A 25,295-nucleotide genomic window follows, 5' to 3' on the forward strand; every position below is an offset into this window, starting at 1 on the left:
GCGTTGCCCCTTGGCTCCATTTTCTTTCCAGGGCCGGGATAGGCCCGCGTTTCAGCTCACCGGGACCGGCGTGTTCCTGGCCGCCGGATCCTGCTGCGCAGCCGTGCCTCGGGTACCGGCACGCTGCGGCGCCGGGATTCCGGCGAGCGCCACCGCGCACACGGAAGTGAGCACCAGTGCGGTAGCCGGGGCGATGGCAGTCCACGGAGCCCGCTCGACATAGCCGATGCCTTCGGCCAGCAGCAGGCCCCACTCCGGGGTGGGCGGCTGAGCCCCGAGCCCGAGGAATCCGAGGGCAGCCAAAGCCAGTGCCACCCCGGGCAACCGCAGCATCCCGTGCCTCAGCAGGGCCGGAAGCACCGCGGGCAGCAAATGCTGGACCCAGATCCGGCCGCGCGGCACCCCCGAGAGCGGAAGCCAGCGGATATGCGGCATGGCCCGGGCCTCGTCCAGCAGCGAGGCAGCATGCGTGGCCAGCGGAGGCCAGCTCACCCAGAGCACGGCCAGCGCCGCACCGCCCACCGACGGGCCCAGCAGGGCCGCGATGACCACTCCGGCCAGAATCGGCGGAGTCGCGTTGGCGATTACCGCCGGCCCGCGCGAGATCTCGCCTGCCGCCGCAAGCAGCAGGCCGATCAGGATTGCGCAGGCCACGATCGCCAGTGCCGGGCCTACCGTGCCCAAGGTTCCGTGGGCCACGCGGGCCAGCAGATCCCGTCCGCTGGAATCGGCGCCGAACGGCAGACCGGCCCTCGGGGCTTGCAGCCTCTGGAAGGCAAGGGTGTAGGGGTCGCGCGGCAGTCCGAAAGCCAGGATGGCCAGCAGCGCGGTGCAGGTGATCGCCGCAGTCCAGCGCTGGATCCTGCCGTTGCCGCGCGCCTCGGGCGGGGCTGGCAGCGATCCGGCGGGCAGGGCGCCGCCGCGCAGCGCGCGCCGGGCCGCTGCGGTGAGCATTCCGATCAGCAGCGCCGATCCCGCCATCAGCAGCAGGCCGGCCTGCAAGGCGGGAATGTCCTGTGCATTGGCCGCCCCGAGCAGGTAGCGGCCAAGTCCGGGCACCGCGAAGACCTGCTCCACGGCCACCGCGCCGCCGAGCAAGCCGATGAACACCAGGCCGAGCTGGTCGATGACTGCCGCGGCGGCCCGGCGCAGCACCCCGGAGAGGATGGCCGGTGCCGGAGCTCCGGCCAGGTGCCAGATCCCGGCCCAGCGTTCGGCGGCCACCGAGGCGATGGCATCGGCCAGCAGCCGGCCGAGTAATCCGCCGGCCGGGATGCCCAGGGCCAGTGCGGGCAGGATCGCGGTGTCCAGCCCGGTCCACCCGTAGGGCGGAAGCCATTGCAGCTGCACCGCCACCAGTACCAGCAGCAAGCTGGCCAGCAGGAATTCGGGCAAGGCGGTCAGTGCCACGCCCAGCGGCCCGGATCCTGAATGCTGCCGGTTGCGCAGCACGCGCAGCGCGGCGGGCAGCACCAGGGCGAAGGCCACGGCGAGCGCGATGATGGTGGCGAAGGCGGTGAGCGTGGCGGAGACCGACAGCGCCCGCCAGGCGCCGGGAGCGATTTCTGCACCGCTGACCCAGGAGCTGCCCAGATCCCCGTGCAGCACCCCGGACCACCAGTGCAGGCTGGTGGCCAGCGGGCCCTGGTCCAGGCCCAGCTGCGCGCGCACGGAGGTCAGGGCCTGCTCGGTGGGTTCCAGTTCGGCATAGCGTGCGCGCAGCACCGCGGCGGCCGGGTCCGTGCGCGAAAGCCAGGGCAGCGCGCCGGCTACCAGCAGCAGGGCCAGCGCGCTGAGCAGGCAGGATGCGAAGGACGGCCAGGAGAGGCGCCGCGCCTTCAGGGCGAACCAGTTCATCAGCGTTGCGGCTCCTGGTCGCTGTCCAGTCGGGTCTGCGCAGTGATCAGCTCGCGTTCGCGCGGATCCTGCGCGGCATCGCGCACGGCGGGACCCTCGCCCTGGATCACGCGTTCGTGCAGCAGCGCGATGGCCGCGTCGGTGCCCAGGATCCGGGCTTCGGCCAGCATGATCTGCTGCTGGCGCTGTTCCCCGGCTTCGGTTTCCGAGGCCCGGGCGATGGCCTGGTCCACGTCCTTGTCGCAGAGCTGGGCGATGGCGAAGCCGCCTTCGCAGGTGAAGTCGGAGGCGAAGTACGCAACCGGGTCCCCGGAATCAAGCACGGTGGCGCGCGAGAGGATGAAGGCATCGAAGGCGCCGTCCAGTGCGTCGGCCTCGATGTACTGGTATTCGCGCACATCCTGCTTCACGATGAATCCGGCCGCTTCCAGCTGCTGCTCCAGGATCACCGCGACTTCTGGCAGTTCGGCGCGGTCGGTGAAGGTGCCCAGGGTGATTTCCACGTCCTTGACCTTGGCTGGTTCGGCACGCTGGGCCAGCAGCTGCCGGTATTCTCCAGAATCGCGCAGCCCGGCGGCGTAGGGCAGGGCCGGGCCGAGCAGGCCCTCGGCTATATCGGCGCGGTTCTCGTACACCGATTCCACGATGGCCGCCCGGTCGATGGCTTCGCGGGCCGCGGCGCGCACCGCCGGGTCGGCGAACGGGCCCTTTTCGGTGTTCAGGTACAGCGTGTTGGTGCGCGGCATCGGTACTTCGGTGAGCAGCTCCTGGTCCACCGTGGCGGCCTGCCCGGCGGGGATGGCCTCGATGACATCTGCTTCCGAGGTGCGCAGCGCGGCGGCGCGGGCGGTGCCATCGGGCACGAACTTCACGTCGATGCCCGAGGCTGCGGCCTTTTCGCCCCAGTAGCCCTCGTACCGGTCCAGGGTGGCCCCGGAAATCCCGTCTACGTCCACGATCTGGAAGGGGCCGGTGCCGTGGCCGGCCGGATCCACCCCGTTGGCGGTGTAGGCTTCGGCGGCGAAGATGGCCAGCTGCGGGCTGGAGAGCCGCTGGGGCAGCAGCGGGTCGGGGTCCGCGGCGGTGATCCGCAGTCCGTGATCCCCGCGCACCGCGACCTTCAATGCGGTTCCGTTCAGGATGCGCGGCACCGGGGTCGAGTCGATGGCCTGCTGCAAGGAGTTCGCCACCGTTTGGGCGGTCAGCGGCTGGCCGTTGTGGAAGCTGACGCCTTCGCGGATCTCGAAGTCCCAGGCAAGCTCGCCGCTGCGTTCCCAGCTGGTAGCCAATGCCGGCTGGGCGTCCCCGGAAGCGTCGAGATTGACCAGGGTTTCGGCGGTGGACCAGCGCGAGAGCTTGAACGCGTCATCGCTGAGCGGGCTGAGCCCGGAGCGGGGCGGCTGCATGTGGGCTACGGAGATGCGGTCGGTGCTTCCGGCCTGCTCGGCGGCCGCGGAGAAGCAGCCGCTGAGGGCAAGTGCCCCGGCCAGCGGGATGGTGAGCAAAGCCAGGGTCTTGGGGCGGGGTCGATTCATGGGTGCGAGGTCCTTGGGGATGGGTGATCGGTGATGGGTGATCAGCTGGTGGGCGGGTTATCGGGACGGTGGGCGGATGGCGATGGTGCGCGAGCATTGCGCGGCCAGCTGCGGGTCATGGGTGATCAGCAGCAAGGCAATGCCCGAGTTGGCGGCGGTGGAGAGCAGCTGGCCGGCGACTGCCTGGGCGGTGTCCGGATCTAGGGCGCTGGTCGGCTCGTCCGCCACCAGCACCGAGGGGTTCACTGCCACGGCGCGGGCCAGCGCGGCCCGCTGCAACTGTCCTCCGGAGAGCTGGTGCGGGCGCCGATCCAGCAGTGCCGTGTCGAATTGCGCCAGCTCGGCAGCCCGGTCGATGCCCGTTCCGGGGCCGGCTGGGGGAGCCAGCCGGTGGATGGCCTGCTGCAGCGAGGTGCGGATGCTCCAGCGCGGCACGAAGGCGGCGGCAGGATCCTGGGGCACGCCCTGGACCAGCCGGCGGCGTGCTGGCGCGTGGCTGCGCTTCGGTGCGCTCCAGTGCTGGCCCAGCACGCGGATTTCTCCGGAGTCCGGCAGTTCCAGGCCCAGCACGATGTCGGCCAGGGTGGATTTGCCGGCGCCGGACGGCCCGGTGACGGCCACCGATTCGCCCGGGGCCAGCGTGAAGCCAAGGGGCTCCAGGACCAGTCGGCGGGCTGCGCCGTGCCCGCGCAGTGCGCTGAGCGCGGATACTTCCAAGGCGGGGATGCTCAAGCCGGTACCCGTTCCAGCCGGGGTGCGGTGGTGCTGGCGATCTTCCCGGAGTCCAGGACCAGGTGCCGGGTGGCCAGCGCTTTGGCGACTGCCGCGTCGTGGGTGACCAGCACCAGGGCCTGCTGCTGGCCCAGCAGGGTGCCCAGCAGTTCCAGGATGAGGTCCCGGGCGGTGTGGTCCAGGGCGCTGGTCGGTTCATCGGCAAGGATCACCGGGGCCTGGCTGAGCACGGCCAGGGCTATGGCGGCGCGCTGTGCTTGCCCTCCGGAGAGTTCTGCGGGACGTCGTGCGAGCAGCTGCGGATCGCCCAGCCCGGCGTCTTGCAGGATACCGCGGACCTGCTGGGCGCTGGCGCCGGTGGCCTTGCGCAGTTGCCGTCCCAGCGGTAGCAGCGGATGCAGGGCGTCTTGGCCGCGTTGCGGGATGTAGCCGATGCGCGTTGAGCCGGGAGTGCGGGTTCCGGTGAATTCCAGTCCGGGCGCCCAGTTCCCGGTGATCATCGACAGCAGCAGCGACTTTCCTGCGCCGGACGGGCCGGTGATGACCACGCGCTCGCCGGGAAGAAGCATGAACTCCTCGACGTCGAGCAGCGGGCTGGCGGCGCCGGGCAGTCCCAGGCGTGCCTTGCGCAGGCACAAGGCCGGGCTGGGCGGAAGTGGGGCGCGGGGCTGGCGGGCGAGCCCGGGCTCTTCAAGAGTCATAATGAGAATCATTATCACTTAAGTTTTCTCGGCAGCGCAAATCAGCCTCCGGGATCGGCAAGGCGGCCGTGGAGGGCCGCGGCTGCTGGCCAAGCTGGGTGAATTCGCCTAATTTTTCGTGGCCGTACCGAACCTCGGCGCTTGTGCATACCGTGGAATCAGGGTGCGGCAGCAAACTGAGCAAGAGGAGAAAGCGATGATGGAGTCGTTATGGCAGGCGAAGCGTTCTTCCGGTGGAGCCGACCGATTCCAGCCGGGCGCAACCTATGACGCCATCGTCGTAGGCGCGGGGCTGACCGGGCTGGCCACCGCCGTGCTGCTGAGCCGGGCCGGATTGAGCGTCACGGTACTCGAAGCCAAGTTCGCCGGGGCCGGAACAACAGGAGCGAGCACCGCGAAGCTCAGCTTGCTGCAGGGCACGGTGCTCTCCGGGATCCGGGAGCATTGTTCCCAGGAGGTCGTGGACGCCTATGTCCAGGGGAATCTCGAAGGGCAGTCGTGGTTGTTGCGCTATCTGGAGGAGCGGGATGTCGCCGTGCAGCGGCGGGATGCCTACACGTACACCGAAGCCGCATCCGGACGTGCCAGTCTGGAGAAGGAAGCCGAGGCAGCCCGCAGCGCCGGGGTGGAGGCCAGCTGGTGCGGCCCGGACATCGGATTGCCGTTTCCCGTGGCCGCGGCGCTGGCCCTGCCTGGCCAGGCGCAATTCAACCCCATGGAAGTGCTCCAGGCCTTGGGCAGCGACCTGCGCTCGCGCGGGGGGCAGGATCGTCGAGGGTGTCAGGGTGCGTGATGCCAGCGCCGGCGCCCTGGCCACAGTGCATACCAGCCAAGGCGAGAACCGTGCCCAACAGGTCATCCTGGCCACGGGTATCCCCATCCTGGATCGGGGACTGTATTTCGCCAAAGTCGAACCATCGCGCTCCTACGTGGTTGCGCATCGCATTGATGCAGGCACAGGTGCGCTGCCCCAGGGGATGTACCTGTCCATCGACCAGCCAGCGCGTTCGCTGCGGACCGTTCCTCTCGACGGGCAGGAGCTGCTGCTGGTGGGCGGCAACGGCCATCCGGTGGGCCAGCAGCTCTCCGAGCTCGGCCAGCTCAAGGACCTGGATATCTGGACCAGAAGGCATTTCCCCGGGGCCGAACTCGCCGGCCAATGGTCGGCGCAGGACTACAGGTCGGCCAATATGGTTCCGTTCGTTGGCCAATTGCCCCGCGGGGGAGGGAACATCCATGTGGCCACGGGCTACAACAAGTGGGGGATGGCCAATGCGATTGCCGCCGCCCTCCAGCTCAGCGCGAACATCCTCGGCGGAAATATCGCCTGGGCGCAGGCCTTGTCGCAGCGCGCCACCACCCCGGCCGACCTGGTCGCCGGGGCGAAGATCAACTCCCGGGTTGCTGGAAAACTCGTCGCGGGATGGAAACGCTCGCTGCTTGGCGAAGCAGGCAAGGGCGCCGCGCAGGATGCAGGCGGCGTGTTTGGCGAGGAGCGGACTCCGCCCGCCGAGGGCCAAGGTCTGGTGCTGCGCGAGGGCCTGCGCCCGGTCGCCGTGTCCACAATCGGAGGGGCCACCTGCCGGGTGTCCGGGATCTGCACTCATCTAGGTGGCGTGCTGTCGTGGAATGACGCGGAGAAATCCTGGGATTGCCCGCTGCACGGGTCCAGGTTCAGTCCGGCCGGGGAAGTATTGGAGGGGCCGGCGACGCAGGACCTCGCTGCTATCGACTCGGCAACTGGCACCGGCGGGGATTAGGAGACTGGGAAACACAGTTCAACGCCCGCGGGCCCGCCGAGTATTCATCGGCTGTGGCCAGGGAATGATTTCGGAAAGTGCAGGGATGATGATTCACTGGAATTTCAAGTACACCCGCCGTTCACCTTGGACCCCAGGAGAAGTTTTGCGAACCACCGGACCTGCCCGGCCACCTCTGCCTCGAACCGCCGCTTTCACCGCGATTGCCAGCATGGGCCTGGTCCTGCTGCTTTCGGGCTGCGGGTCGGACTACCCGCTGGGAGAAGAGCAGCGCAAGGCCGCTGAATCGAATAGCTCTAGCCTCCAAGGCACGCTGACCGGCGGCGGATCCACCGCGCAGAATTCCGCCATGAACGCCTGGACCACCGAATTCTCCACCATGCACCCCCAGGTCCAGGTGCAGTACGCCTCGGTGGGCTCCGGCGCCGGACGCGCCGGGCTCCTGGCAGGTGGCACCGAATTCGCCGGATCCGACGCTTACCTGAAGGAAGAGGAAGTCCAGCGCTCCATCGAGACCTGCGGCCCGCAGGGCGCGATCAATATCCCGGCGTATATTTCCCCGATCAGCATCGCCTTCAACCTGCCGGGCATCAAGGAATTGAACATGGATGCCCCAACGATCGCCAGGATCTTCTCCGGTGAGATCCGCTCCTGGCAGGACCCGGCCATCGCCCAGCTGAACCCGCAGGTGCAGCTGCCCGACCTGCCGATCACCGGGGTGGCGCGCGCCGACGATTCTGGCACGACCGAGAACTTCACCGAGTACCTGCATGCGGTTGCTCCCGAAGCTTGGCCACACGAGCCGGATGGCGGCTGGCCGGATGCCACCGGCCTGGAGAAGGCCCAGGGCAATGCCGGTGTGGTGACCACCGTGACCCGCGCCGTGGGCGCGGTTACCTATGCCGATGATTCCCTGGTGGATAAGTCGCTGGGTAAGGTGAAGCTGAAGGTCGGCGAGGAATTCGTGGCAGTCAGCGGGGAATCAGCGGCCAAGGCAGTGGCCGAATCGGAACGGGTCCACGGTCGCGGTGAGCACGATATCGCCCTGGAGCTGGACCGCAAGACCACCGCCGCCGGCGCGTACCCGATGGTGCTGGTCTCCTACCTGCTGTTCTGCAGCGGCTACGAGGATCCGCAGACCGTGGAACTGGCCAAGACCTTCGGCCAGTACGTCGTCAGCGACCAGGGGCAGAAGACAGCGTCCGACTCGGCCAAGAGCGCACCGATGCCGCAGCAGCTGGCCGAAGATGCCCGCGAAGCCATCGATTCGATCACCGCGCGTTCCTGATTCGGGCGAACAGCCCTGCTGCATCCATCCGCAGGAAGGATGCAGCAGGGCTAGCTATGCAGCAGTCTTGGCCGCCGCGCGGTACGCGCGATTTCGCGACCCGAGCAGCGCCGCGCCGATGACCGCGGCCAGCAGCGAACCGCACAGCACCCCGACCTTCACGTACTGCGCTTCCTCGCCGCCCTGGCCGAAGGCCAGCTCGCCGACCAGTAGGGAGACGGTGAAGCCGATGCCTGCCACGAAGGACAGCCCCAGCACATCAGGCCATTTGATGCTGCCATCCAGCTTGATTCCCGGAAGCCTGGTGACCAGGAAGGTGGCGGCGGTGATGCCCATCGACTTGCCCAGCACCAGGCCGGCAATGATGCCCAGTGCCACCGGGCTGGCCAGCGCTTCGCCCAGTCCGGACAGGCCGCCGACCGGAACACCGGCAGCGAAGAAGGCGAACACCGGAATGGCGATGATGGATGAGGGAATGGACCACCGGTCCGCGAAGTGGGCGGCCAGGCCTTCGTGGATCACTTCGCCCTGCTCGGTGCTCCCGGTGCGCACATGCGCCCGCTGGGTGGCAATCACCGGAACCATGAAGCCCAGCAGCACGCCGGCCACCGTGGCGTGGATTCCCGAGGCATGCACCAATGCCCAGACGGTGGCGCCGAGCGGGATCAGGACCCACCAGGCGCGGACCCCGCGCTGCACTGCCAGCGCGAATGCCGCCAGTGGCAGCAGCGCGAGGAGCAGCGGCAGCCAGGCCAGGTCATCGGTGTAGAAAATGGCGATGATGGAAATGGCCAGCAGGTCATCGACCACCGCCAGCGTGAGCAGGAAGGTGCGCAGGGCAGGGGGCAGGAACTTGCCCACCACTGCGATCACGGCGATCGCGAAGGCGATATCAGTGGCTGCGGGGATTGCCCAGCCGTTGATGGCGGAGCTTCCCGATGCGGAGATGACAAGGACGTAGAACAGTGCCGGCAGCGCCACGCCGCCTACGGCTGCGGCCACCGGAACGATCGCCGTGCGCGGATTGCGCAATTTGCCGACAACGAATTCTTCCTTGAGTTCCAAGCCGACAACGAAGAAGAAGATGGCGAGCAGGCCGTCAGCGGCCCAGGCTCCGACCGAGAGATTCAAGTGCAGGGACTCGGGGCCGAAACGGAAGTCGCGCAACCCCTCGTACCATGGGGCTGCAGGGGAATTGGCCAGGACCAAGGCGGCGAGGGTGGCGCAGAGCAGCAGCAGCCCGCCCATCGAGTCCTGCTTGAGGGTTTGGCGGATTCCACGCCACAGGGCGTGGGGTGCTTGGCGGGATACGCCAGTTGAGGGGTATGGCAAAGTAACGGGTCTTTCTGGGATCCGGGAAAAGGGCACGAGGGCGCGCGGAATCCACCGGAGAAAAACCAGGAATCGGGACCGCGCAACTAGTGGCGCGGTGGCGGGCAGCCGGCGATCTCGCCGTGGGCGTTGGTTCCCCAGGAACTCAACCACCCATTGGTGCCGCTGGCTAGCTTGGTCAGCAGTTTTCCCTTGGGGAAAACGGCAGCGAGAAGCCGCTGCGCATGCGTTGAGACAACCAGAGCCATGCTTCCAGTCTACAGACCAGCGATGCATTGGCCTAACTCGAGACGTCACGGCTGCCGTGGGCTTGCCGCTAGTGCATCAGGCTGGCAGCTGATCTGCGAGGGTCCGTCGATGCGGTTGCCGAGCCAAAGCTGGTGCCGCAGCTACCTGGGGAACTGCGGCACCAGCCGGGTGCTGCGGACTGCTAAACCAGGGCCTCGTCTTCCAGCACCGCGGGCAGTTGCGCAACACTGTCCAGGATCCAATCGTGGTAGTGTTCCGCGAAATCTCCGCGTTCCAAGGCTCCGGTGAGCACTCCAAGGACGCGTACTCCGGCATGGCGCGCGGCCAGGACATCCACCACCGTGTCGCCCCCGGCGAGCACGGTCCGGACATCATGGATGCCGGTGGCTTCCATGGCCCGATGGATCATGTAAGGCGCCGGGCGTCCAGCGGCCACCATATCGCTGGTCACCACGGCATCGAGCAGTTCTCCCTCGCCGATTCCCCAACCCAGGGTATCCAGGATCGGAGCGGCCACATCGCTGGAGAAGCCGGTGCTCAAAGCGATCTTGACGCCCCGGGATCTGAGTTCGGCCAGCGCGGCGTCCACTCCCGGCAGGGCCTCTGGAGGATTCTCGGCGTAGGCCTGCGCCAACAGCTGCCGGAAGAGGTCGAATTGGCGGGCCACCAGGGACGGATCCGGGCTGATCCCGCCCAGCTCCAGCAACGCGGCGATGGCCTCGGTCTTGTCCACGCCCATCCAGGCTTGCAGGTCCTGGGCATGCACGGTGGCGCCGGCGGCGGTGACCGAACTTTCCAATGCGCGGTACACGTCCCCGTGCTCATTCACAGTGGTCCCTGCCATATCGAGGACGACTAGTTTGATCATGATGCTCCTGCTCTCGGATTCTGGTTCATTAATTGCTGTTGAAAGTGATGGAGTTGCGCAGGATCCTGCCCTGCGGCGGGGCCATGAGGTGCGCCAGCTCGCGGGCCGGGCGCGGCGCGGCGACCAGGGAATCCCAGTCGTAGAGATCCCGCGTTGCCATCAGGAAGGCAATGGCCTGCTGCAGGTGACGTGGCTCGTAGTTGTGCACGCCGGTGATGCCCAGCAGGAAGCGGACCACGCGTTCGGGATCCACGCACAAGGCGGGGCCGGGGGAGACCGAACCGGCTACGACCAAGCGCCCGCCGACGTCCAGGGCATCCAGTGCCGCGGCCAGCGCAGGCTGCGCTCCGGACAGGTCCACCGCCACGTCGAAGCTGCTGGGCTGCGGCTTGCCGGGAGACTGCAGGGTGTCCGTGGCCCCGAAGGCCCGGGCCAGTTCCAGGCGTTCGGGATTGATGTCGCTGGCCACGACGCTGGCCGCACCGCGCTGGCGGGCCGCCGCGCACGCTACCAATCCGAGCATTCCTGCCCCGCTGACCAGTACGCGTTGCCCGCTCACATCGCCGGCTGCTTCCAGCACCGCCATGACGGTGGCCGTGGCGCAAGCTGCGGGGGCCGCCGCCGCATCCGACAACTCATCGGGCACCGCTACCAGCGTGATCCCTTCGGGCAGGTGGATATGCGAGGCGTAGCCGCCGGATATTCCCCACGGCCCATCCAGGGCTTCGTGCCCGGTCTTGAGCAGGGTGCGGCATTTGGCGCTGCGCCCGGCCAGGCACCGGTCGCAGGCGCCGCAGGACACGGTGACGCTCCAGATGACCCGGTCGCCGACGGACAGGTCCCTGCCCAAGGCGTCCCGGGCTCCGTTAGGGCCGATTGCCACCAAGGTGCCCACTGCCTCGTGGCCCAGGATCGAGGGGCACGCCCCTGATCGACGGCCGGTGACCGTATGGACATCGGAGCCGCACACGGTCGCCAGATCGATCCGGGCGATGGACTGCGAACCGGTCAGTTCTGGAAGATCGAATTCGCGGGATTCGAATTCCTGCCCGCCCACCCATAGCTGGGCCGTGGTTTTCAGGCGAGTAGCTTGCGCATCCATGCGGAGAGCCTTTCGATGAGGAAGACCAGCACGAAGATGATCAGGATGATCGTGCCGGCCACGTTGAAGTTCAGGGTGCGGACCGATTCCATGAGCAGGAAGCCGATGCCGCCGGCGCCCACGATGCCCAGCACCGTTGAGGTGCGGATGTTGACATCCAGCATGTACATCCAATGGCCGACCAGTTGCGGCAGGGCCTGCGGGATCACCGCGCCCAGCAGCTGGTCCCACCAGCCGCCGCCCACGGCCCGGACTGCTTCCAGCGGGCCGGCGGAGATCTCCTCGATGGAATCCGCCACCAGCTTGCCGAGGAAACCGATGGTTCCCACGGCCAGCGCCATGGCTCCGGCCATCGGGCCGAGGCCGATGGCGGCCACGAAGACTACCGCGAGGATCAATTCCGGGATCGCGCGCACGACCAGGATCAGCCCGCGGCTGAGCGCATAGAGCGCGCGCGACGGCGCGACATTGGAAGCGGCCAGGATGCCAACTGGAATGGCCAGCAGCGCCCCGGCCACCGTGGAAACCACTCCAATGGCCAGGGTTTCGAGCACCGCGGTGAACAGCAGCTCCTCCATCCCTTCGACGGAGGGCGGCAGCAGCTTGCCGAACACTGACAGCAGTTCTTTGAACTGCAAGAACGGGGCCAGCGGGTTGATCCGCAGGTGGATGAAGGAATAGCAGGTGGCGGCCAGGACCAGCAGCCCGGCCAGCAGGCGGGTGGAGCGCTCGCCGGTCATCGGGCCCAGCAGGGCGGAATCGGCGGCCGGCAGCTTCGGCGCCGGACCGGTGTCCGGCGGGTTCAGCAGGGTCCGGCGCAGCAGCACGGAGATGATTTCCATGCCGGCGATAACCAGCAGGATGATCAGCACGATGCCCATGGCGCTTTCGTACATCAGCCCGCGCAAGGCATCCTGCAGGGCGAAGCCGATGCCTCCGGCGCCGACGAAGCCGAGCACTACCGAGGTGCGCAGGTTGATGTCCACCCGGTAGATGAAGGTGCCCAGCCAGGCCGGGATGACCTGCGGAAGCACGCCCATGAGCAGTTCGCCCAGGCGGGAGGCCCCGGTGGCGCGTACCGCTTCGCGCGGCCCGGCATCCGTGGCCTCGATGGCATCGGCGAAGAGCTTGGCCATCATGCCTACCGAGTGCAGGCCCAGGGCCAGGATGCCCGGCAGCACGCCGATGCCCAAAGCGCGGACGAACAGCACCGCGAAGACCAGGTCCGGGATGGCTCGGCACAGGGTGATGACCCCTCGTGCGGCACGCTGCACCGCTGGGTGCGGGGAAGTATTCGAGGCAGCCAGGAAGGCCAGCGGAATGGAGATGGCGGTGGCCAGTACGGTGCCCAGCAACGCCATCATCAGGGTTTCCAGCAGCAGTTCGCTGATGCGAGGAGGGTCGCTGAGCTCCGGTGGGAGCATGCGGCCCAACAGGTTCAGCACATCGCCGAAGCCGCCGCCCAAGGCCGCCACGTCGAACTCGATCATCCGGGCGCTGGCCAAAGTCAGCGGGATGAGCGCTGCTAGCAGTATCCAGAAGGTGATCTTCTCGCGGCCGGCGCGCGGCAGTCGCACTTCGCCTTCCGGGCGCTCGGCCCGCGTGGTTGATGCCGGAGGATGCGGTGAGGTCTTCAAGGTCATCGTGCCGCGGCCTGCCCGGTAGGTTCCAGCTGCTGGTAGATCTCAAGCACACGGTCCTTATCCAGTTCCGAAGCCCGGGCATCCAGCACCTTTTCGCCGTTGCGCAGTCCGATAATGCGGTCTGCCCACTGCAGTGCGAGATCTACCTGGTGCAAGGTGCACACCACGGTGATCTTGTTTTCCAGGCAGACTTGGAAAAGCAGATCCATGACGTTGGCCGAGTTCTGCGGATCAAGCGAGGCCACCGGTTCATCGGCCAGGATGACCTCTGGCTTCTGCATCAGGGCGCGGGCAATGGCAACGCGCTGCTGCTGGCCGCCGGAAAGGGAATCAGCGCGTTGGAAAGCCAGTTCGCCCAAACCGACGCGCTCCAGGTAGCCCAGTGCTTCGCGGCGATGGGACTTGGAATAGCTCAGAAGCCCGTAGCGCGGCCCGCGGATGCGCCCGGCGGCACCGATCAGCACATTTTCCAGGCAGGTCAGGCGGCCCACCAGGTTGAAGTGCTGGAAGATGAACCCGACCTTGGCACGCAGGGCGCGCAGCTTGCGGGCTGGGGCCTTGTGCAGCTCGGTGCCCAGCACAGTGGCTTCACCGGAGGTAATCGAGTGCAATCCATTCAGGCAGCGCAGCAAGGTGGACTTGCCTGAGCCGGACAGGCCCAGCAGCACAGTCAATTCGCCCTTGGCGATGCTCAGGTCAACACCCTTCAACGCAGGGGCGTCGCCGAAGCTCTTGGCTAGGGCAGTAGTGCGGATTGCGGTGTTGTCAGCTGCCATGGTGCCCGTTCCTAAAGTTTGCGCAGGGGATTGGACGAGGCTCATGACTGGCACTTCTCGGACTTGGTCGAGGTGCAGACGCTGCGGATGCCGTCATAGTCCTTGTCGGTGGCCGGAACAACGCCCCAGGCATGCTCGCCGGTGATCAGGCAATCCTCATCGTTGCAGTAGCCCTGGGATTCGAAGTAGTCGGCGTTGGCCTTCTCGGTGAACAGCTCGGTGAGCTTGGCGGTGGTTTCCTCGCCCAGCGAGTTGCGCACGGCGAAGACCGAGCCAGGGATCATTTCCGAGGTCCAGACCGATTTCAGGTCTCCCTCGGCCAGTTCTCCGGAGCCGGGCAGGGTTTCTTCAATCATTGACTGCATGGAGAAGCCGACTTCGCAGTCGCCGTTCTTCACGGCCAGCGCCGAGGCGTCGTGGCCGCCGGCGTAGATCGGCTTGAGCGCGGCGCTGACATCCGATTCCTTGCCGCTGGCGATCACGCCTTCTTCAATCAGGCCGGCCGATGGGTAGAGGAAGCCGGAGGTGGAACCGGGATCCACGAAGCAGGTGTCCTTGCCGGCGAAGTCCGCAAGGGAGGTGACTTCGTCGTTGCCGCCCTGGGTGATGCCCAGCGAGTAGTAGCCGGAGGCTTCGCCCTTCTTGCCAGCCAATGCGCCCAATGGCTTGATGTCAGCCTCGTTGGTAGTGGCAATGACATAGGAGAAGGGGCCCAGGAAGGCGATATCCACGCGGTCTGCGATCAGCCCCTCGACTATGCCCGCGTAGTCGCTGGCCTGCTGCAGTTTCACTTCGGCGCCGGTTTCGGCTTCCAGCATCTGGATCAGCGGCTCGTAGGTTCCGGTGAGGTCGGCGGAGTTCTCATTGGGGATGGCGCCGATGACGATTTCGGCGGGGAAGCCCGATTCGGTTGTGGCGGATTCTGCCGGGGCGCAGGCGGCCAAGGTGGTGGCGGCCAGAAGGGCGGTGGCGGCAAGTGCGAGTTTGCGTTTCATGGGTATGTACCTGTTCCGGGAAGAGTGGTTAGGGCGAAGCATGGCTGATCTTTCTTTTCCAGCATGCTGGCTCCAGAAGATATTTGTCTAGACAGATCGGCCTAGTTTGGGCAATGTTCACCTAAGGTTTATTCCCCGGATTCATAAGGAATTTCGAGAATTCTGCGCTACCCTTATGTCATGTCGACAGAAGCCACCTATCTTAAGCTGTCCCAACAGATCATGGAACAGTACCAGGACCTGCCACCGCATCTTCCGTTGCCCTCCGAACACGATCTGGGCAGCCGTTTTGGGGTGAATCGGCAGACCATTAGGGCAGCATTGGACGAGCTGGAACGCCGTTGGCTGATCCGCCGGATCAAGGGCAGCGGCTCCTTCCGCACCCGCCGCTATGAATACCGCATCGGGCCGGAGATCGCCCCGTCCTTCACCAAGACCGTGCGCGCGGCAGGGGGAGAGCCGCGCACCGAGAACGCCAAGCCCTTCACCCGCCCGGCGAACGCCACGGAACGCGAAATCCTGGCCCTGCCGGCCAACGCGCAGGTGGCGGTGCTCAACCGGGTGCGCTTCATTGACGGGGCCGCCGTCAGCACGGCCACCTCGGTGCTGCCGGCCGCGCGCGTGCCCAAGCTTGCCTCGGTGCTGGAGGCCGATGAATCCCTGGACACGGTCCTGCGCAGGCATTACAACTACCAGCCGGTGCGCCAATGGAGCCAGAGCCGGCTGTCGTCCCCACCCGAAGAAATCTGTGCCGTGCTGAAGCTGCGCGGACGCCCTCCGCAGATCCTGCTCAAGGGCCTCGTGAGCTGCGCAGGCAGCGGTGCACGGTTGGAGTATGTGGAAAGCTACCTGAAGCCGGACGTCTTCGACGTGGTGACGGAGGTGGGCAAATGGTAGAAAGCTACACCCTGGGCCATGTGCGCCTGCTCTCCGAGCACGGAGTGCTGGAAGATCAGCTGATCAGCGTGGTCAATGGCAGGATCGAGGAAATCCGCGATCACCGCTCGGGATTGGGTGCGGATATCGACGGACGCGGACAGCTGTGCCTGCCCGGAATCGTTGATCTGCATAGCGACGCCTTGTCGCGCGAATACCGCCCCCGCCCCGGCGCCCGGCTTCCGGTGGACATCGCCATGCAGGCCGCCGAGGGGAATCTGCTGGCTGCCGGCGTGACCACCGCATTCCATGCGGTGTCCTTCCAAGCGAAGTCTCCGGTCGGCTTGCCCATTGGCTCGCCCAACGCCCCGGAAATCCATGAGGCCATCAGCGGCTACGCGAACCCGCGGATGGACCATCGGGTGCTGCATCGGCTGGATGTGCGCTGCCGCGAGGGCGTGGGGATGCTGCGCCGGGTGCTGGAGCCTGATCAGGTTCCGCTGGTTTCCTATGAAGACCACACCCCAGGACAAGGCCAATACCGCGATCGCACGGTGATGGAACGCTGGTTGCGCGAGGCGCAGCACATGGATCCGCAGCGGGCAGCAGCGCACGTTGACCAGTTGGTGGCCGAGCGTGACCAGCAGCTTCCGTTCAAGGAGGAAACCTTGGCGTGGCTGGGCGAGGCCGCCGGAGACGGTGAGATCCGCCTGATGGGCCATGACCCGGTGACGCCGGCGGAAATTGATGCGCTGGTTGCGCGCAATGCGGTGATCGCCGAATTCCCGACAACGCTCGAAGCTGCTGTCCATGCCACCCAGCAGGGGATTGCGACCGTGGCCGGGGCGCCGAATATTCTGCTCGGCAAATCCCACTCGGGAAACGTGGCAGCCATCGACTTGGCCCAGGCCGGGGCGTTGGGCATCTTGGCTTCGGATTACTTGCCATCGAGCATGCTGATGGCCACCTATGCCTTGGCGCAGACGGGGCTGCTGGCACCTTTCGATGCCATGCGCCTGATCTCTGAGAATCCGGCCCGAGCCGCTGGACTCGATGACCGGGGTGTGGTGGCTGCGGGGTACCGCGCCGATCTGGTGCTCTGTGCGGAGGTGAACGAGCGTCCCCGAGTGATGCGTACCCTGAGCGCACAATAATCAGGGCAGCCAGGACGCACCGCAGTACCCCGGACGTTGGAAGCCGGGGAAAGTCAGGGCCAGTCGGTTGGTTCGGAGCCCGCTGCGTTCTCGGCTCGGTCAGCCTTCAATGCCGTTGGTATCCGGTGCTTGTCGAGTTGGATGGTCCCGGAGGGACAAAGGTGCCCGGTCTCCTGGACAGCCTGCCAGTCCGCTTGAGACGGCTGATATTGCAGCAACTCGACGAATCCGCCATTCTCCCCGGGATTGCGGGTCATGCGGGGAGCGACAAGTGCGCAAATCCCTGATGCGACGTGCATGCTCTGGAGCGCGCTGAATTTCATTGCTTGTCCTTGCCAATGGGCGAGCCGGGGTCTAGGAACCGGCTGCCGTGGGCCCGACGCTAATGCATCAGGCTGGCGAACATCTTCAAGCGCAGCGCCTTGGCGGTGGCCATGTGCGCCTGGATGAGTCCGCTGGCTTTGGCGCTGTCGCGCTCGCGGATGTTCTCCACGATGCGCTGGTGCTCCTCCAGCGCTTCGGTCCACCGCGAGCCGACCGAGAGCGTGGATGTAGGGGCATGGATCTGGTGGGTGGCCAGGCGCTCCAGCAGATCCTCCAGCACCGGGTTGTGAGCGGCGCGCCAGAGCGCGCGGTGGAACTCGATGTTGGTGGCCAAGCGGGTGGCGTCATCTGGTTCGGCCAGTGCGCGGTCCCGGTCAACCAGGGCCTGCAGCCGCATGAGGTCCACTTCGGTGCGCACCGAGGCGGCTTCCTGGGCGGCCTGGCCTTCGAGCAGGATGCGCAGGTCGTAGACCTGCATGATCTGTTCGGGGTCGATTTCCTTGACGAAAAGACCGCGGGCGCGGCGTTCCAGCAACCCTTCATGCAGCAGGCGGGTCAGGGCTTCGCGCACCGGGGTGCGGGAAACTCCAAAGCGTTCTGCCAGGGCGACCTCGCGCAGGGCATCCCCGGGCTGGAATGCGCCTTGCAGCAAGTCGTCCTTGAGCTGGGCATGGATTGAATCCGAATCGAGCTTGGCCATGATCCCCATTCTCGTCTAAGGCTGGATGGCGGGTAAAACCATTGTTCCGCCAGTACAGGCGTACTGGCGGAACAAGGGGATTTAGTACTTAGGCAAGGTTACCGGCACGCCGGCCGAAGACCACACCGGCAGCCAGGCCGGAACCGCCCGGGTAGTTGGCCGAGAACAGGCCGCCGAGCATTTCGCCGCAGACGTACAGGCCTTGGATGATCTCGCCGTTCTCGTCCAGCACCTGGCCGTCGGTGTTGCCCTTCAGGCCACCGAAGGTGAAGGTGATGCCGCAGGTGACCGGGTAGGCGTAGAACGGGCCGGTCTCAAGCGGGTTGGCCCAGTTGCTCTTAGGCGGAGTTACCTTCGCGGCGCGCCCATCGAGCACGTTCGGGTCGTAGGCGATGGAGGTGTCGATGGAAGCGTTGAATTCCGAGACGGTCTTGGACAGCGCCGCTGGATCCACGCCGATCTTCTGCGCCAATTCCTCAACGGTGTCGGCGATGACCTCGGAGATCTCCGGCATCTCGTACTCTTCGGCGCGCAGCATCGGACGCAGCGAAGCGTCGAAGACCTGGTAGGCGATGGAGTCCGGCTGCTGCAGGATCACCTTGCCGTACTTGGCGTAGGTCAGGTTGCGGAAGTCCGCGCCCTCATCCAGGAAGCGCTCGCCGCGGTTGTTCACGATGATCCCCAACGGGTAGGACTGGCGGGTCAGGCGGTTGGTCAGCTCGCGGTTGGATTCGTTCTTCGGGGTCAGCGCGTCCCATTGGACCGAGTGGCAGGTGCTCCAGTCTCCGCCCTTGGCGGCGCCGATTTCCAGGCCGGCGGCCAGCATGTCGCCATTGTTGAATGGGGTGCCGCGGACCTTGGCGTTCTGCCAGCCCTCGCCCAGGTGCTCCTGGCGCCATTGCGGGCTGGATTCGAAGCCGCCGGCACCGAGGATGACCGACTCGGCGCGCAGTTCCTGCTCTTCGCCGTTGGAGCGGACCTTGACGCCCACAACCTTGCCGTCTTCCACGATCAGGCCGTAGACGTCCTGCTCGAAACGGACTTCGGTGCCCAGCTTCTGGGCTACTTCCAGGTGGTCCTTCATCAGGCCTTCGCCGCCGTCGACGTTGCCCACGTGCAGGCCGCCCCAGAACAGGTAGCCGCCCTCGGGGGTCTTGTAGGTCTGGCGTTCGTACATCAGCCGGTACTTCAGGCCCAGGGATTTGAGCCAGCGCAGGCCGGGTGCTGCTTCCTTGACCAGGACCTCGGTCATTTCCTTGTCGTTGCGGCCTTCGGTTACCTTGGCGATGTCGCCGGCGTAGTCGGCCTCGGAGTAGGGCGGAACTTCGGAGACCGGGTGGCGCTCATCAAACTCCACCAGATCCTGCAGGTCTTCCAGGCCGTTGTGCGCGATGCGGGTTGCGCCTGCGGTGTAGTAGCTGTTGCCACCGAACTGGTCGCGGGGTGCCTTCTCCAGGAGCAGTACCTTGCGGCCGCGGGTCACTGCCGCGTGCGCTGCGGTGAAGGCAGCGTTGCCGCCGCCGACCACGATGACGTCTGCGACGTTGGCAGCGGTTTCCTGAGCATGGGTTGTCATGGGATGACCTTTCGGAAATGAAGACGTGGGAAAACGTGGATCCGAAATTAGTGTATACACTAATGTGCATTAAAAGCCAGTGGAGTGCAGGAAATTCAGCCGACCCACGAATACCGGTGCTCGGGACGGCCTGCCGAACCGTAGCGCGGACGCAGCTGGGCCTTGCCCGCCGTGACCAGGAAGTCCAGGTAGCGCCGGGCACTGACCCGGGAGATCCCGCAAATTTCGGCAACCTCCAAGGAAGACAGGGTGCCATCCGGCTGGCCAGGTGCGCTGCGCAAGGCTTCTCCGACCAGTGCCATGGTGGGCGCGGTGAAGCCCTTGGGTAATCGTTCGGTCTGGGCGCCGGTGACGGCCCCGGGTGCCAGTTCGAGGACTTCGGGGATCCTGGCATCCCCTCGTCCACTGGCGGTCTGGAGCAGCTGGTCGATCTCGGCCTGGCCCAGCTCGTCGATCTGCTCCTCTGGCTGCGCCACCGCTCCGGGCTGCTCCGAAACGCGCTGGGCATAGAGCGCCAGGCGCTGCTTGAACTCGTCCACGGTGAAGGGCTTGACCAAGTAATCCTCGACGCCGTGGCCCACTGCTTGGCGCACCGCATCGCGTTCATTGTTGGCGGTAATCATGATGACGTGCGCGTCGGACCCAGCTGCGCGCAGCTGGGCCAATACTTCCAGCCCGGTCAGATCCGGCAGGTGCACATCGAGCAAGACCAGATCCACCTGCCCGGATTGCACAAAGGGAACCACGCCGGAACCGCGCTCCAGCACGCCGACCACTTCAAAATGCTCCATGCCCTGCAGGTAGCGGCGGTGCAGCCCGGCCACTGCGAAGTCGTCATCGACCACGAGTGTCTTAATCATTGAAGTAATCTCCTTGCGCGGGAACGGGAATGCTCTGCTTAACCATAGGGCGCTTCGACGGAGGCCAGGCGACGATGACCTCGGCTCCGCCCAGATCACTGGACCCGAACTTCAGCACGCCACCGCGCCGGGTCCGGATGCGGTCCACCAGGGCCAAGCCGATGCCTCGTCCGTGGACGGCTCCCGGCGCCCCGGTTTTGCTGCTGTAGCCAAGCTGCACCAGGCGGGCCGCGTCGCCTTCCTTGATGCCCGGGCCGGAATCGCTGACCGCGATGCGCATGCCGGTGGGCCCGGCGTTCAAGTGCAATGACACCACGCCGCCATCACCGGCGGCCTCGATGGCGTTGGCCAGCAGGTTCGAGGCGACGGTGATGGCATCGTCGTCAATCGCGGTTCCGGGCACCACCGCGGAGAACGGGTGCAGTTCCAGCCGGACCCCGGCTTCGCTGGCCACGGCCTGCTTGGCAACGAATAGCGCTGATAGGGTGGGGTCGCCCAGGTGCGTTTCCGGATGCTCGCCGCGAGCGCCGGAGAAACGCTGGATATGCTCCTTGGCTTCTTCGTATTCGCCGATGGACATCAGCCCCGAGAGCAGGTGCAAGCGGTTGGTGAATTCGTGGGCCTGGGCGCGCAGCGTATCGGCCAAGGACCTCTGGCCGCGCAACTCGCGCAAGGTCTCTTCCAGCTCGGTATGGTCGGTCAAGGTCAGGGTGCGTCCATAGTGCTTGGGACCCAGCATCGCCTCGCGGCGGGTGGCAATCAGCACCCGTTCTCCGGAAAGCACGTTCTGCACCGATTCGGCCTCGGGGGAGTCGCTGCGCAGCAGGTCCACCAGGCTCTGGTCCAGGACCTCTTCGGCTTGCTGGCCCACAGTGTCTTCGGGAAGGTCCAGCAGCCGGCGCGCTTCTCCGTTGACCAAGGTGAGCCGGCCATTGCCATCCACGCCCAGCACGCCATCGCTGACTCCGTAGAGCACCGCCTGCTGCGCCTGCTTCAGCGAATCCACCTCTTCGGGATCAACCCGGTAGATCCTGCGGATGGCCCGTTCCACCAGCGCGGCCGCCAGGGAGCCGATGGCCACGGCCAGAATAATCCACGGCGCGAATGCCCAGACGATATCAACCAGGCTGGCGCGCACCTTGCTTTGCAGGATGCCCACGGAGATGGTGCCAACGATCTTCCCCTCATCGAAGACCGGTTGCTTCACCCGCAGGGTGACGCCCAGGGGGCCTTCCTCCACACCTCTGAAGGTTTCGCCGTTGCGGATGGATTCATGATCCGAGGAAACCGGCTGGCCGATGGACCCGGGATCGGGGTGGGCCACGCGGATGCCGTTCAAATCGGCAATGGTCACATAGTCCACTCCGGATGCCGATTCGGCCAGGTGGGCCAGCGGGGCGACGACTTCGGCTGCGTTTTCGGGATCTTTTGCCAGCGCGTGGCCAATCGGGGCCAGTTGGGCCGTTTCCTCGGCCACCAGGGCGACACGGCTGAAAGCGCTGTCCTCCACCCGGTTGATCTCGAAGCGCATCACGATCACCGAAACTGCCAGCAGCATGATCAGCACGATGGCTAATTGCAGGAACAGGATGCGAACCCGGAAGCGCTGGCTGTTCTTTATCCATTGCATGGTGGACCCGCTTGCTCCCGTTGTTTTTATTTTCTTAATTGCCCGTTATGACCAGAACCGCATTCCCGGTGTGTTTCGGCTCACTTTGACTGCACACTGGGAAAGGCCGCACCGGGAATCGGTGAGGTGAATCACTAACAATGAGGTTACGGAAAATGGTGAGCAAACGCATCTTGAGCCGGTCCCTGTACGGCGTTGTCGTCGTGGCGGTAGCGGGACTCGCATTCACCAACGCGGCAGCGTCGGGCGGAGAGTCCTCGGCGCGGAACAAGTTGGTCATCATGGCCCCTGCCTCGCCCGGCGGCGGCTGGGACGGCTTCGCCCGTGAAGCCCAGCAGGCACTGAAGTCCATCGGCGCAGTGAACAACGTGCAGGTCACGAACATCCCCGGAGCTGGCGGCACCATCGGCTTGAGCCAATTCGTGCAGATGACCGGGCGCCACGACATGCTCATGGCCACCGGCGGGGTGATGATCGGCGCAATCGAGCTGGCCAACTCCGAAGCCACCATGAAGGACGTGGAGCTGGTCGCGCGCATGTCTGATGACTACGCGGTGCTGGTAGTGCCGGCCAAGTCCGAGATCAAGACCCTGGACGAGTTCATCGCGGCCTGGAAGAAGGACCCGGGGAAAACCTCGATTGCCGGCGGTTCGCTGGGTTCGATTGACCACCTGCTCACCGGTGCGGTGGCCCAGGAAGTGGGCATCGACCCGTCCAAGGCCAACTACATCGCCTACTCCGGCGGCGGCGAGGCACTGACCTCGATGCTGGCAGGCACCACCGTTGGCGGCATGTCCGGCTATAACGAAGTAGCTGACCAGATCGAAGCCGGAAACCTGCGGGCGCTGGCCATCTCCTCCGAAGAACGGCTGCCGGGGGTCGACGTCCCGACCTTCAAGGAACAGGGAGTTGACGCGGTCATGGCCAACTGGCGCGGCTTCGTCGGTGCCCCGGGCATCACCGAAGAGGACAAGCAGGTCTTCGTGGACATGGTCCACGAAATCCATGAATCCGAGCAGTGGAAAGATGCGCTGGAGCGCAATAACTGGACCGACAGCTTCATGATCGGCAAAGAATTCGAAGACTACGTGGACAGCGAAATCGAAGTCACGGAACAAATCGTCAAGGGACTGGGACTATGAGCATTCAAGCACCCCAAGCAACAGAAGGCACCGGCAACGGCACCGGCACCCGCCGTAACGCCGCCCCTGCCCAGAACTTCTTCAGCGGGCGCAGCGAACTGATCGTCCCGGCTCTGGTACTGGCCCTGGCGCTCTTCCTGACTTGGCAGACCGCCACCATGGAGGTACTGGGCAAGTCGGTCCCCGGCCCGCAGTTCTTCCCGACCATCGTGTGCGTGCTGCTCTACGGCGTGGTCATTGCCCACACCATCCAGATTTTCCGCGCCCCGCGCGGCGGCGCAGCCGCGCCGGCCGCGGAAGAAAAGCAGTACAAGACCCAGTCGGACTGGAAGACCATGGGCATGGTGGTTGCCGGCGTCGTCGGCTTCATCCTGATCCTGCCTTATGCCGGCTGGATCCTCAGCGCGGCAGCCCTGTTCTGGGTCGTTGCCCGCGCACTGGGCAGCAAGAAAGCGCTCTTCGACGTGAGTATTGCACTGCTCTTCTCTTGCGTGATCCAGCTGGCTTTCAACGCCGGACTGGGATTGAACCTGCCTGCGGGATTCCTGGAAGGACTGCTCTAGATGGAACAGCTCAATCTGCTGCTTGAGGGATTCTCAAACGCACTGACCCCAATGAACTTGCTGTGGGTGCTGCTTGGCGCCCTGCTGGGCACCGCCGTAGGCGTGCTGCCCGGCCTGGGCTCGGCAATGGCCGTGGCGCTGCTGCTGCCTATTACCTTCTCGCTGGATCCCACCGCGGCATTCATCATGTTCGCCGGCGTCTACTACGGCGGGCTGTTCGGCGACTCCACCTCCGGCATCCTGCTCAATACGCCGGGCAATTCCTCGGCGATCGCCTCGACCTTCGAAGGCCACCGGATGGCCCGCAGCGGCCTGGCCGCCAAGGCCCTGGCAACTGCGGCCATGGGTGCCTTCATTGGCGGCCTGCTGGCCACCACCGTCGTGGTGTTCTTCGCCCCGACCCTGGTCAAGCTGGCCACCGCTTTCGGTCCGGCTGAATACTTCGCGTTGGCGGTCTTCGCCTTCCTTGCAATCTCCTCGGTGGTGTCCGATTCGATCGTCAAGGGCCTGGTGGCCCTGGGTATCGGTTTGGTCTTGGCCATGGTCGGGGTGGATGGGCCTTCGGGAACCATCCGCTACACCCTGGGCCTGCCGCAGCTCTTCGACGGCATTTCCATTGTGGTGATCACCGTGGGCCTGCTGGCTCTGGGCGAAGTGCTGCATATTGCCTCGCGCATCCACCGCGATCCGGAAGCCGTGAAGATCAAGCCGAGCGGCCGTCCGCGCCTGCACCGCCACGACATCAAGAAGGCCCTGCCGGCATGGCTGCGCGGTACCGCTTTCGGCCTGCCTTTCGGCATCATCCCTGCTGGCGGTTCCGAGGTGCCGACCTTCTTGGCCTACGGCACCGAAAAGCGCCTGGCCAAGCGCCGCGGCGATATCGAATTCGGCCAGATCGGTTCCATCCGAGGCGTGGCTGCTCCGGAAGCCGCTGGCAATGCCACCGCCGGCACCGCCATGGGCGCCTTGCTGGCCCTGGGCCTGCCCACCAGTGCTACCGCGGCCATCATGATCGCCGCCTTCCAGCAGTACGGCATGCAGCCAGGCCCGCTGCTGTTCGAACGCAGCGGCCCTATGGTGTGGACCCTGCTGGCCTCGCTGTTCATTGGACTGGTGATCCTGCTGGTCATGAACATGCAGTTCGCGGTGCTGTGGGCCAAGCTGCTGCTGGTCCCGCGCCACTACCTGTACGCAGGCATTACCGTGCTCTCGGTCCTCGGCGTCTACGCCATCAGCGCCGCGCTGCTGGATCTGTGGATCCTGCTGGGTGTGGGACTGGTTGGATTCGTGATGCGTCGCTACGAGATCCCCTTGGCTCCGGTACTGATTGCAGTGATCCTCGGTCCCCTGGCCGAAACCGAGCTGCGCCGAGCACTGACCGTCTCGGAAGGCGATGCGGGCATCCTGGTTTCCAGCGGAATCACGATTACGCTGTACTCTATCCTCGCATTGACGCTGGCGTTCACCGCCTACAAGCACGTGCGTGCTAGCAAGAAGGCCAAGGAAGATGCCCAGCTGATCAACGCCTGATCATCTTCTTCCCAGCACAGCAGGCCTTGCCGCTTCTACCGCGGCAAGGCCTGCTGTGCGCGTTCAAGGCGCATGGCAGCACTGCGAAGGCCCTATCCGAAG

General features: G+C 65.8%; 24 protein-coding genes. 8 read left to right on the top strand and 16 right to left on the bottom strand.

What is annotated here, in order from left to right; all coding sequences use genetic code 11:
* Positions 1–51 precede the first annotated feature (51 nt).
* The 4 genes from ACP3TE_RS08830 to ACP3TE_RS08845 are packed head-to-tail and all read right to left on the bottom strand — an operon-like array spanning position 52 to position 4,825.
* On the bottom strand, positions 52–1,857 hold the full coding sequence (locus tag ACP3TE_RS08830; protein ID WP_426736099.1) for an ABC transporter permease subunit: 1,806 nt from the start codon (positions 1,855–1,857) through the stop codon (positions 52–54).
* Positions 1,857–3,392: an ABC transporter substrate-binding protein gene (locus ACP3TE_RS08835; RefSeq protein WP_426736101.1), complete on the bottom strand. Its 1,536-nt coding sequence runs from the start codon at positions 3,390–3,392 to the stop codon at positions 1,857–1,859. Before ACP3TE_RS08835 ends, ACP3TE_RS08830 begins: the two co-directional genes overlap by 1 nt.
* Before the next feature lie 57 nt (positions 3,393–3,449).
* Positions 3,450–4,124 (bottom strand): ATP-binding cassette domain-containing protein, encoded by a 675-nt coding sequence (locus ACP3TE_RS08840; protein ID WP_105658744.1) that lies wholly within the window; start codon positions 4,122–4,124, stop codon positions 3,450–3,452.
* Positions 4,121–4,825 (bottom strand): ATP-binding cassette domain-containing protein, encoded by a 705-nt coding sequence (locus ACP3TE_RS08845; protein WP_426736103.1) that lies wholly within the window; start codon positions 4,823–4,825, stop codon positions 4,121–4,123. Before ACP3TE_RS08845 ends, ACP3TE_RS08840 begins: the two co-directional genes overlap by 4 nt.
* 196 nt (positions 4,826–5,021) lie before the next feature.
* Here ACP3TE_RS08845 and ACP3TE_RS08850 point away from each other — a divergent pair, with 196 nt between their 5' ends.
* The 3 genes from ACP3TE_RS08850 to pstS all read left to right on the top strand — a co-directional run bounded on the left by ACP3TE_RS08850 (position 5,022) and on the right by pstS (position 7,873).
* Positions 5,022–5,618 (top strand): NAD(P)/FAD-dependent oxidoreductase, encoded by a 597-nt coding sequence (locus ACP3TE_RS08850; protein ID WP_426736105.1) that lies wholly within the window; start codon positions 5,022–5,024, stop codon positions 5,616–5,618.
* On the top strand, positions 5,611–6,585 hold the full coding sequence (locus ACP3TE_RS08855) for a Rieske 2Fe-2S domain-containing protein (RefSeq protein WP_426736107.1): 975 nt from the start codon (positions 5,611–5,613) through the stop codon (positions 6,583–6,585). Before ACP3TE_RS08850 ends, ACP3TE_RS08855 begins: the two co-directional genes overlap by 8 nt.
* 211 nt (positions 6,586–6,796) lie before the next feature.
* Positions 6,797–7,873 carry a phosphate ABC transporter substrate-binding protein PstS gene (gene pstS / locus ACP3TE_RS08860; RefSeq protein ID WP_332595336.1) on the top strand — a complete coding sequence of 359 codons (1,077 nt, stop codon included), beginning with the start codon at positions 6,797–6,799 and terminating at the stop codon, positions 7,871–7,873.
* 54 nt (positions 7,874–7,927) lie between these two features.
* Here the strand turns inward: pstS and nhaA are convergent, their stop codons facing one another.
* The 7 genes from nhaA to ACP3TE_RS08895 form a co-directional block, all read right to left on the bottom strand.
* Positions 7,928–9,205 carry a Na+/H+ antiporter NhaA gene (gene nhaA / locus ACP3TE_RS08865; protein WP_332731193.1) on the bottom strand — a complete coding sequence of 426 codons (1,278 nt, stop codon included), beginning with the start codon at positions 9,203–9,205 and terminating at the stop codon, positions 7,928–7,930.
* Between the two features lie 86 nt (positions 9,206–9,291).
* On the bottom strand, positions 9,292–9,453 hold the full coding sequence (locus ACP3TE_RS08870; protein WP_166650850.1) for a hypothetical protein: 162 nt from the start codon (positions 9,451–9,453) through the stop codon (positions 9,292–9,294).
* Between the two features lie 182 nt (positions 9,454–9,635).
* On the bottom strand, positions 9,636–10,322 hold the full coding sequence (locus tag ACP3TE_RS08875; RefSeq protein WP_332489313.1) for a phosphonatase-like hydrolase: 687 nt from the start codon (positions 10,320–10,322) through the stop codon (positions 9,636–9,638).
* A gap of 28 nt (positions 10,323–10,350) precedes the next feature.
* Positions 10,351–11,424 (bottom strand): zinc-binding dehydrogenase, encoded by a 1,074-nt coding sequence (locus ACP3TE_RS08880; protein ID WP_388023747.1) that lies wholly within the window; start codon positions 11,422–11,424, stop codon positions 10,351–10,353.
* Entirely contained in the window at positions 11,400–13,067 is a 1,668-nt protein-coding gene (phnE, locus tag ACP3TE_RS08885; protein WP_426736110.1) for a phosphonate ABC transporter, permease protein PhnE, read from the bottom strand. The genes ACP3TE_RS08880 and phnE overlap by 25 nt, the downstream gene beginning before the upstream one ends.
* On the bottom strand, positions 13,064–13,843 hold the full coding sequence (gene phnC, locus ACP3TE_RS08890; protein WP_332489316.1) for a phosphonate ABC transporter ATP-binding protein: 780 nt from the start codon (positions 13,841–13,843) through the stop codon (positions 13,064–13,066). The genes phnE and phnC overlap by 4 nt, the downstream gene beginning before the upstream one ends.
* A gap of 41 nt (positions 13,844–13,884) precedes the next feature.
* Complete coding sequence (locus ACP3TE_RS08895) at positions 13,885–14,838, bottom strand: phosphate/phosphite/phosphonate ABC transporter substrate-binding protein (RefSeq protein WP_332489317.1); 954 nt, start codon at positions 14,836–14,838, stop codon at positions 13,885–13,887.
* A 180-nt stretch (positions 14,839–15,018) separates the two neighbouring features.
* Here ACP3TE_RS08895 and ACP3TE_RS08900 point away from each other — a divergent pair, with 180 nt between their 5' ends.
* Both ACP3TE_RS08900 and ACP3TE_RS08905 read left to right on the top strand, forming a co-directional pair.
* Positions 15,019–15,735: a GntR family transcriptional regulator gene (locus tag ACP3TE_RS08900; protein WP_332489318.1), complete on the top strand. Its 717-nt coding sequence runs from the start codon at positions 15,019–15,021 to the stop codon at positions 15,733–15,735.
* Positions 15,729–16,868: an alpha-D-ribose 1-methylphosphonate 5-triphosphate diphosphatase gene (locus tag ACP3TE_RS08905; protein WP_332489319.1), complete on the top strand. Its 1,140-nt coding sequence runs from the start codon at positions 15,729–15,731 to the stop codon at positions 16,866–16,868. The genes ACP3TE_RS08900 and ACP3TE_RS08905 overlap by 7 nt, the downstream gene beginning before the upstream one ends.
* A gap of 53 nt (positions 16,869–16,921) precedes the next feature.
* On the opposite strand, the gene ACP3TE_RS08910 is transcribed toward ACP3TE_RS08905, so the two are convergent.
* The 5 genes from ACP3TE_RS08910 to ACP3TE_RS08930 all read right to left on the bottom strand — a co-directional run bounded on the left by ACP3TE_RS08910 (position 16,922) and on the right by ACP3TE_RS08930 (position 21,958).
* On the bottom strand, positions 16,922–17,191 hold the full coding sequence (locus tag ACP3TE_RS08910; protein WP_426736113.1) for a hypothetical protein: 270 nt from the start codon (positions 17,189–17,191) through the stop codon (positions 16,922–16,924).
* A 59-nt stretch (positions 17,192–17,250) separates the two neighbouring features.
* Positions 17,251–17,892 carry a GntR family transcriptional regulator gene (locus ACP3TE_RS08915; protein WP_332731192.1) on the bottom strand — a complete coding sequence of 214 codons (642 nt, stop codon included), beginning with the start codon at positions 17,890–17,892 and terminating at the stop codon, positions 17,251–17,253.
* An 88-nt stretch (positions 17,893–17,980) separates the two neighbouring features.
* Positions 17,981–19,468, bottom strand: coding sequence for an FAD-dependent tricarballylate dehydrogenase TcuA (tcuA, locus tag ACP3TE_RS08920; protein ID WP_426736115.1), 1,488 nt, complete (start codon positions 19,466–19,468; stop codon positions 17,981–17,983).
* 95 nt (positions 19,469–19,563) lie between these two features.
* Positions 19,564–20,328: a response regulator gene (locus ACP3TE_RS08925; protein WP_426736117.1), complete on the bottom strand. Its 765-nt coding sequence runs from the start codon at positions 20,326–20,328 to the stop codon at positions 19,564–19,566.
* On the bottom strand, positions 20,321–21,958 hold the full coding sequence (locus ACP3TE_RS08930; protein WP_426736119.1) for an ATP-binding protein: 1,638 nt from the start codon (positions 21,956–21,958) through the stop codon (positions 20,321–20,323). Before ACP3TE_RS08930 ends, ACP3TE_RS08925 begins: the two co-directional genes overlap by 8 nt.
* Positions 21,959–22,113: 155 nt before the next feature.
* Here ACP3TE_RS08930 and ACP3TE_RS08935 point away from each other — a divergent pair, with 155 nt between their 5' ends.
* From ACP3TE_RS08935 to ACP3TE_RS08945, 3 genes are read left to right on the top strand one after another with little or no spacing between them, the layout of a single operon-like run.
* Positions 22,114–23,100 (top strand): Bug family tripartite tricarboxylate transporter substrate binding protein, encoded by a 987-nt coding sequence (locus tag ACP3TE_RS08935; protein ID WP_105658751.1) that lies wholly within the window; start codon positions 22,114–22,116, stop codon positions 23,098–23,100.
* The gene (locus tag ACP3TE_RS08940) at positions 23,097–23,663 is read left to right on the top strand and encodes a tripartite tricarboxylate transporter TctB family protein (protein WP_426736121.1); all 567 of its coding nucleotides are present in this window, start codon (positions 23,097–23,099) and stop codon (positions 23,661–23,663) included. The genes ACP3TE_RS08935 and ACP3TE_RS08940 overlap by 4 nt, the downstream gene beginning before the upstream one ends.
* Complete coding sequence (locus ACP3TE_RS08945; RefSeq protein WP_133834760.1) at positions 23,664–25,193, top strand: tripartite tricarboxylate transporter permease; 1,530 nt, start codon at positions 23,664–23,666, stop codon at positions 25,191–25,193.
* The last annotated feature ends 102 nt before the right edge of the window (positions 25,194–25,295 follow it).

This window comes from Glutamicibacter sp. 2E12, assembly GCF_050030965.1.
In the GTDB taxonomy this organism is placed as follows: domain Bacteria; phylum Actinomycetota; class Actinomycetes; order Actinomycetales; family Micrococcaceae; genus Glutamicibacter.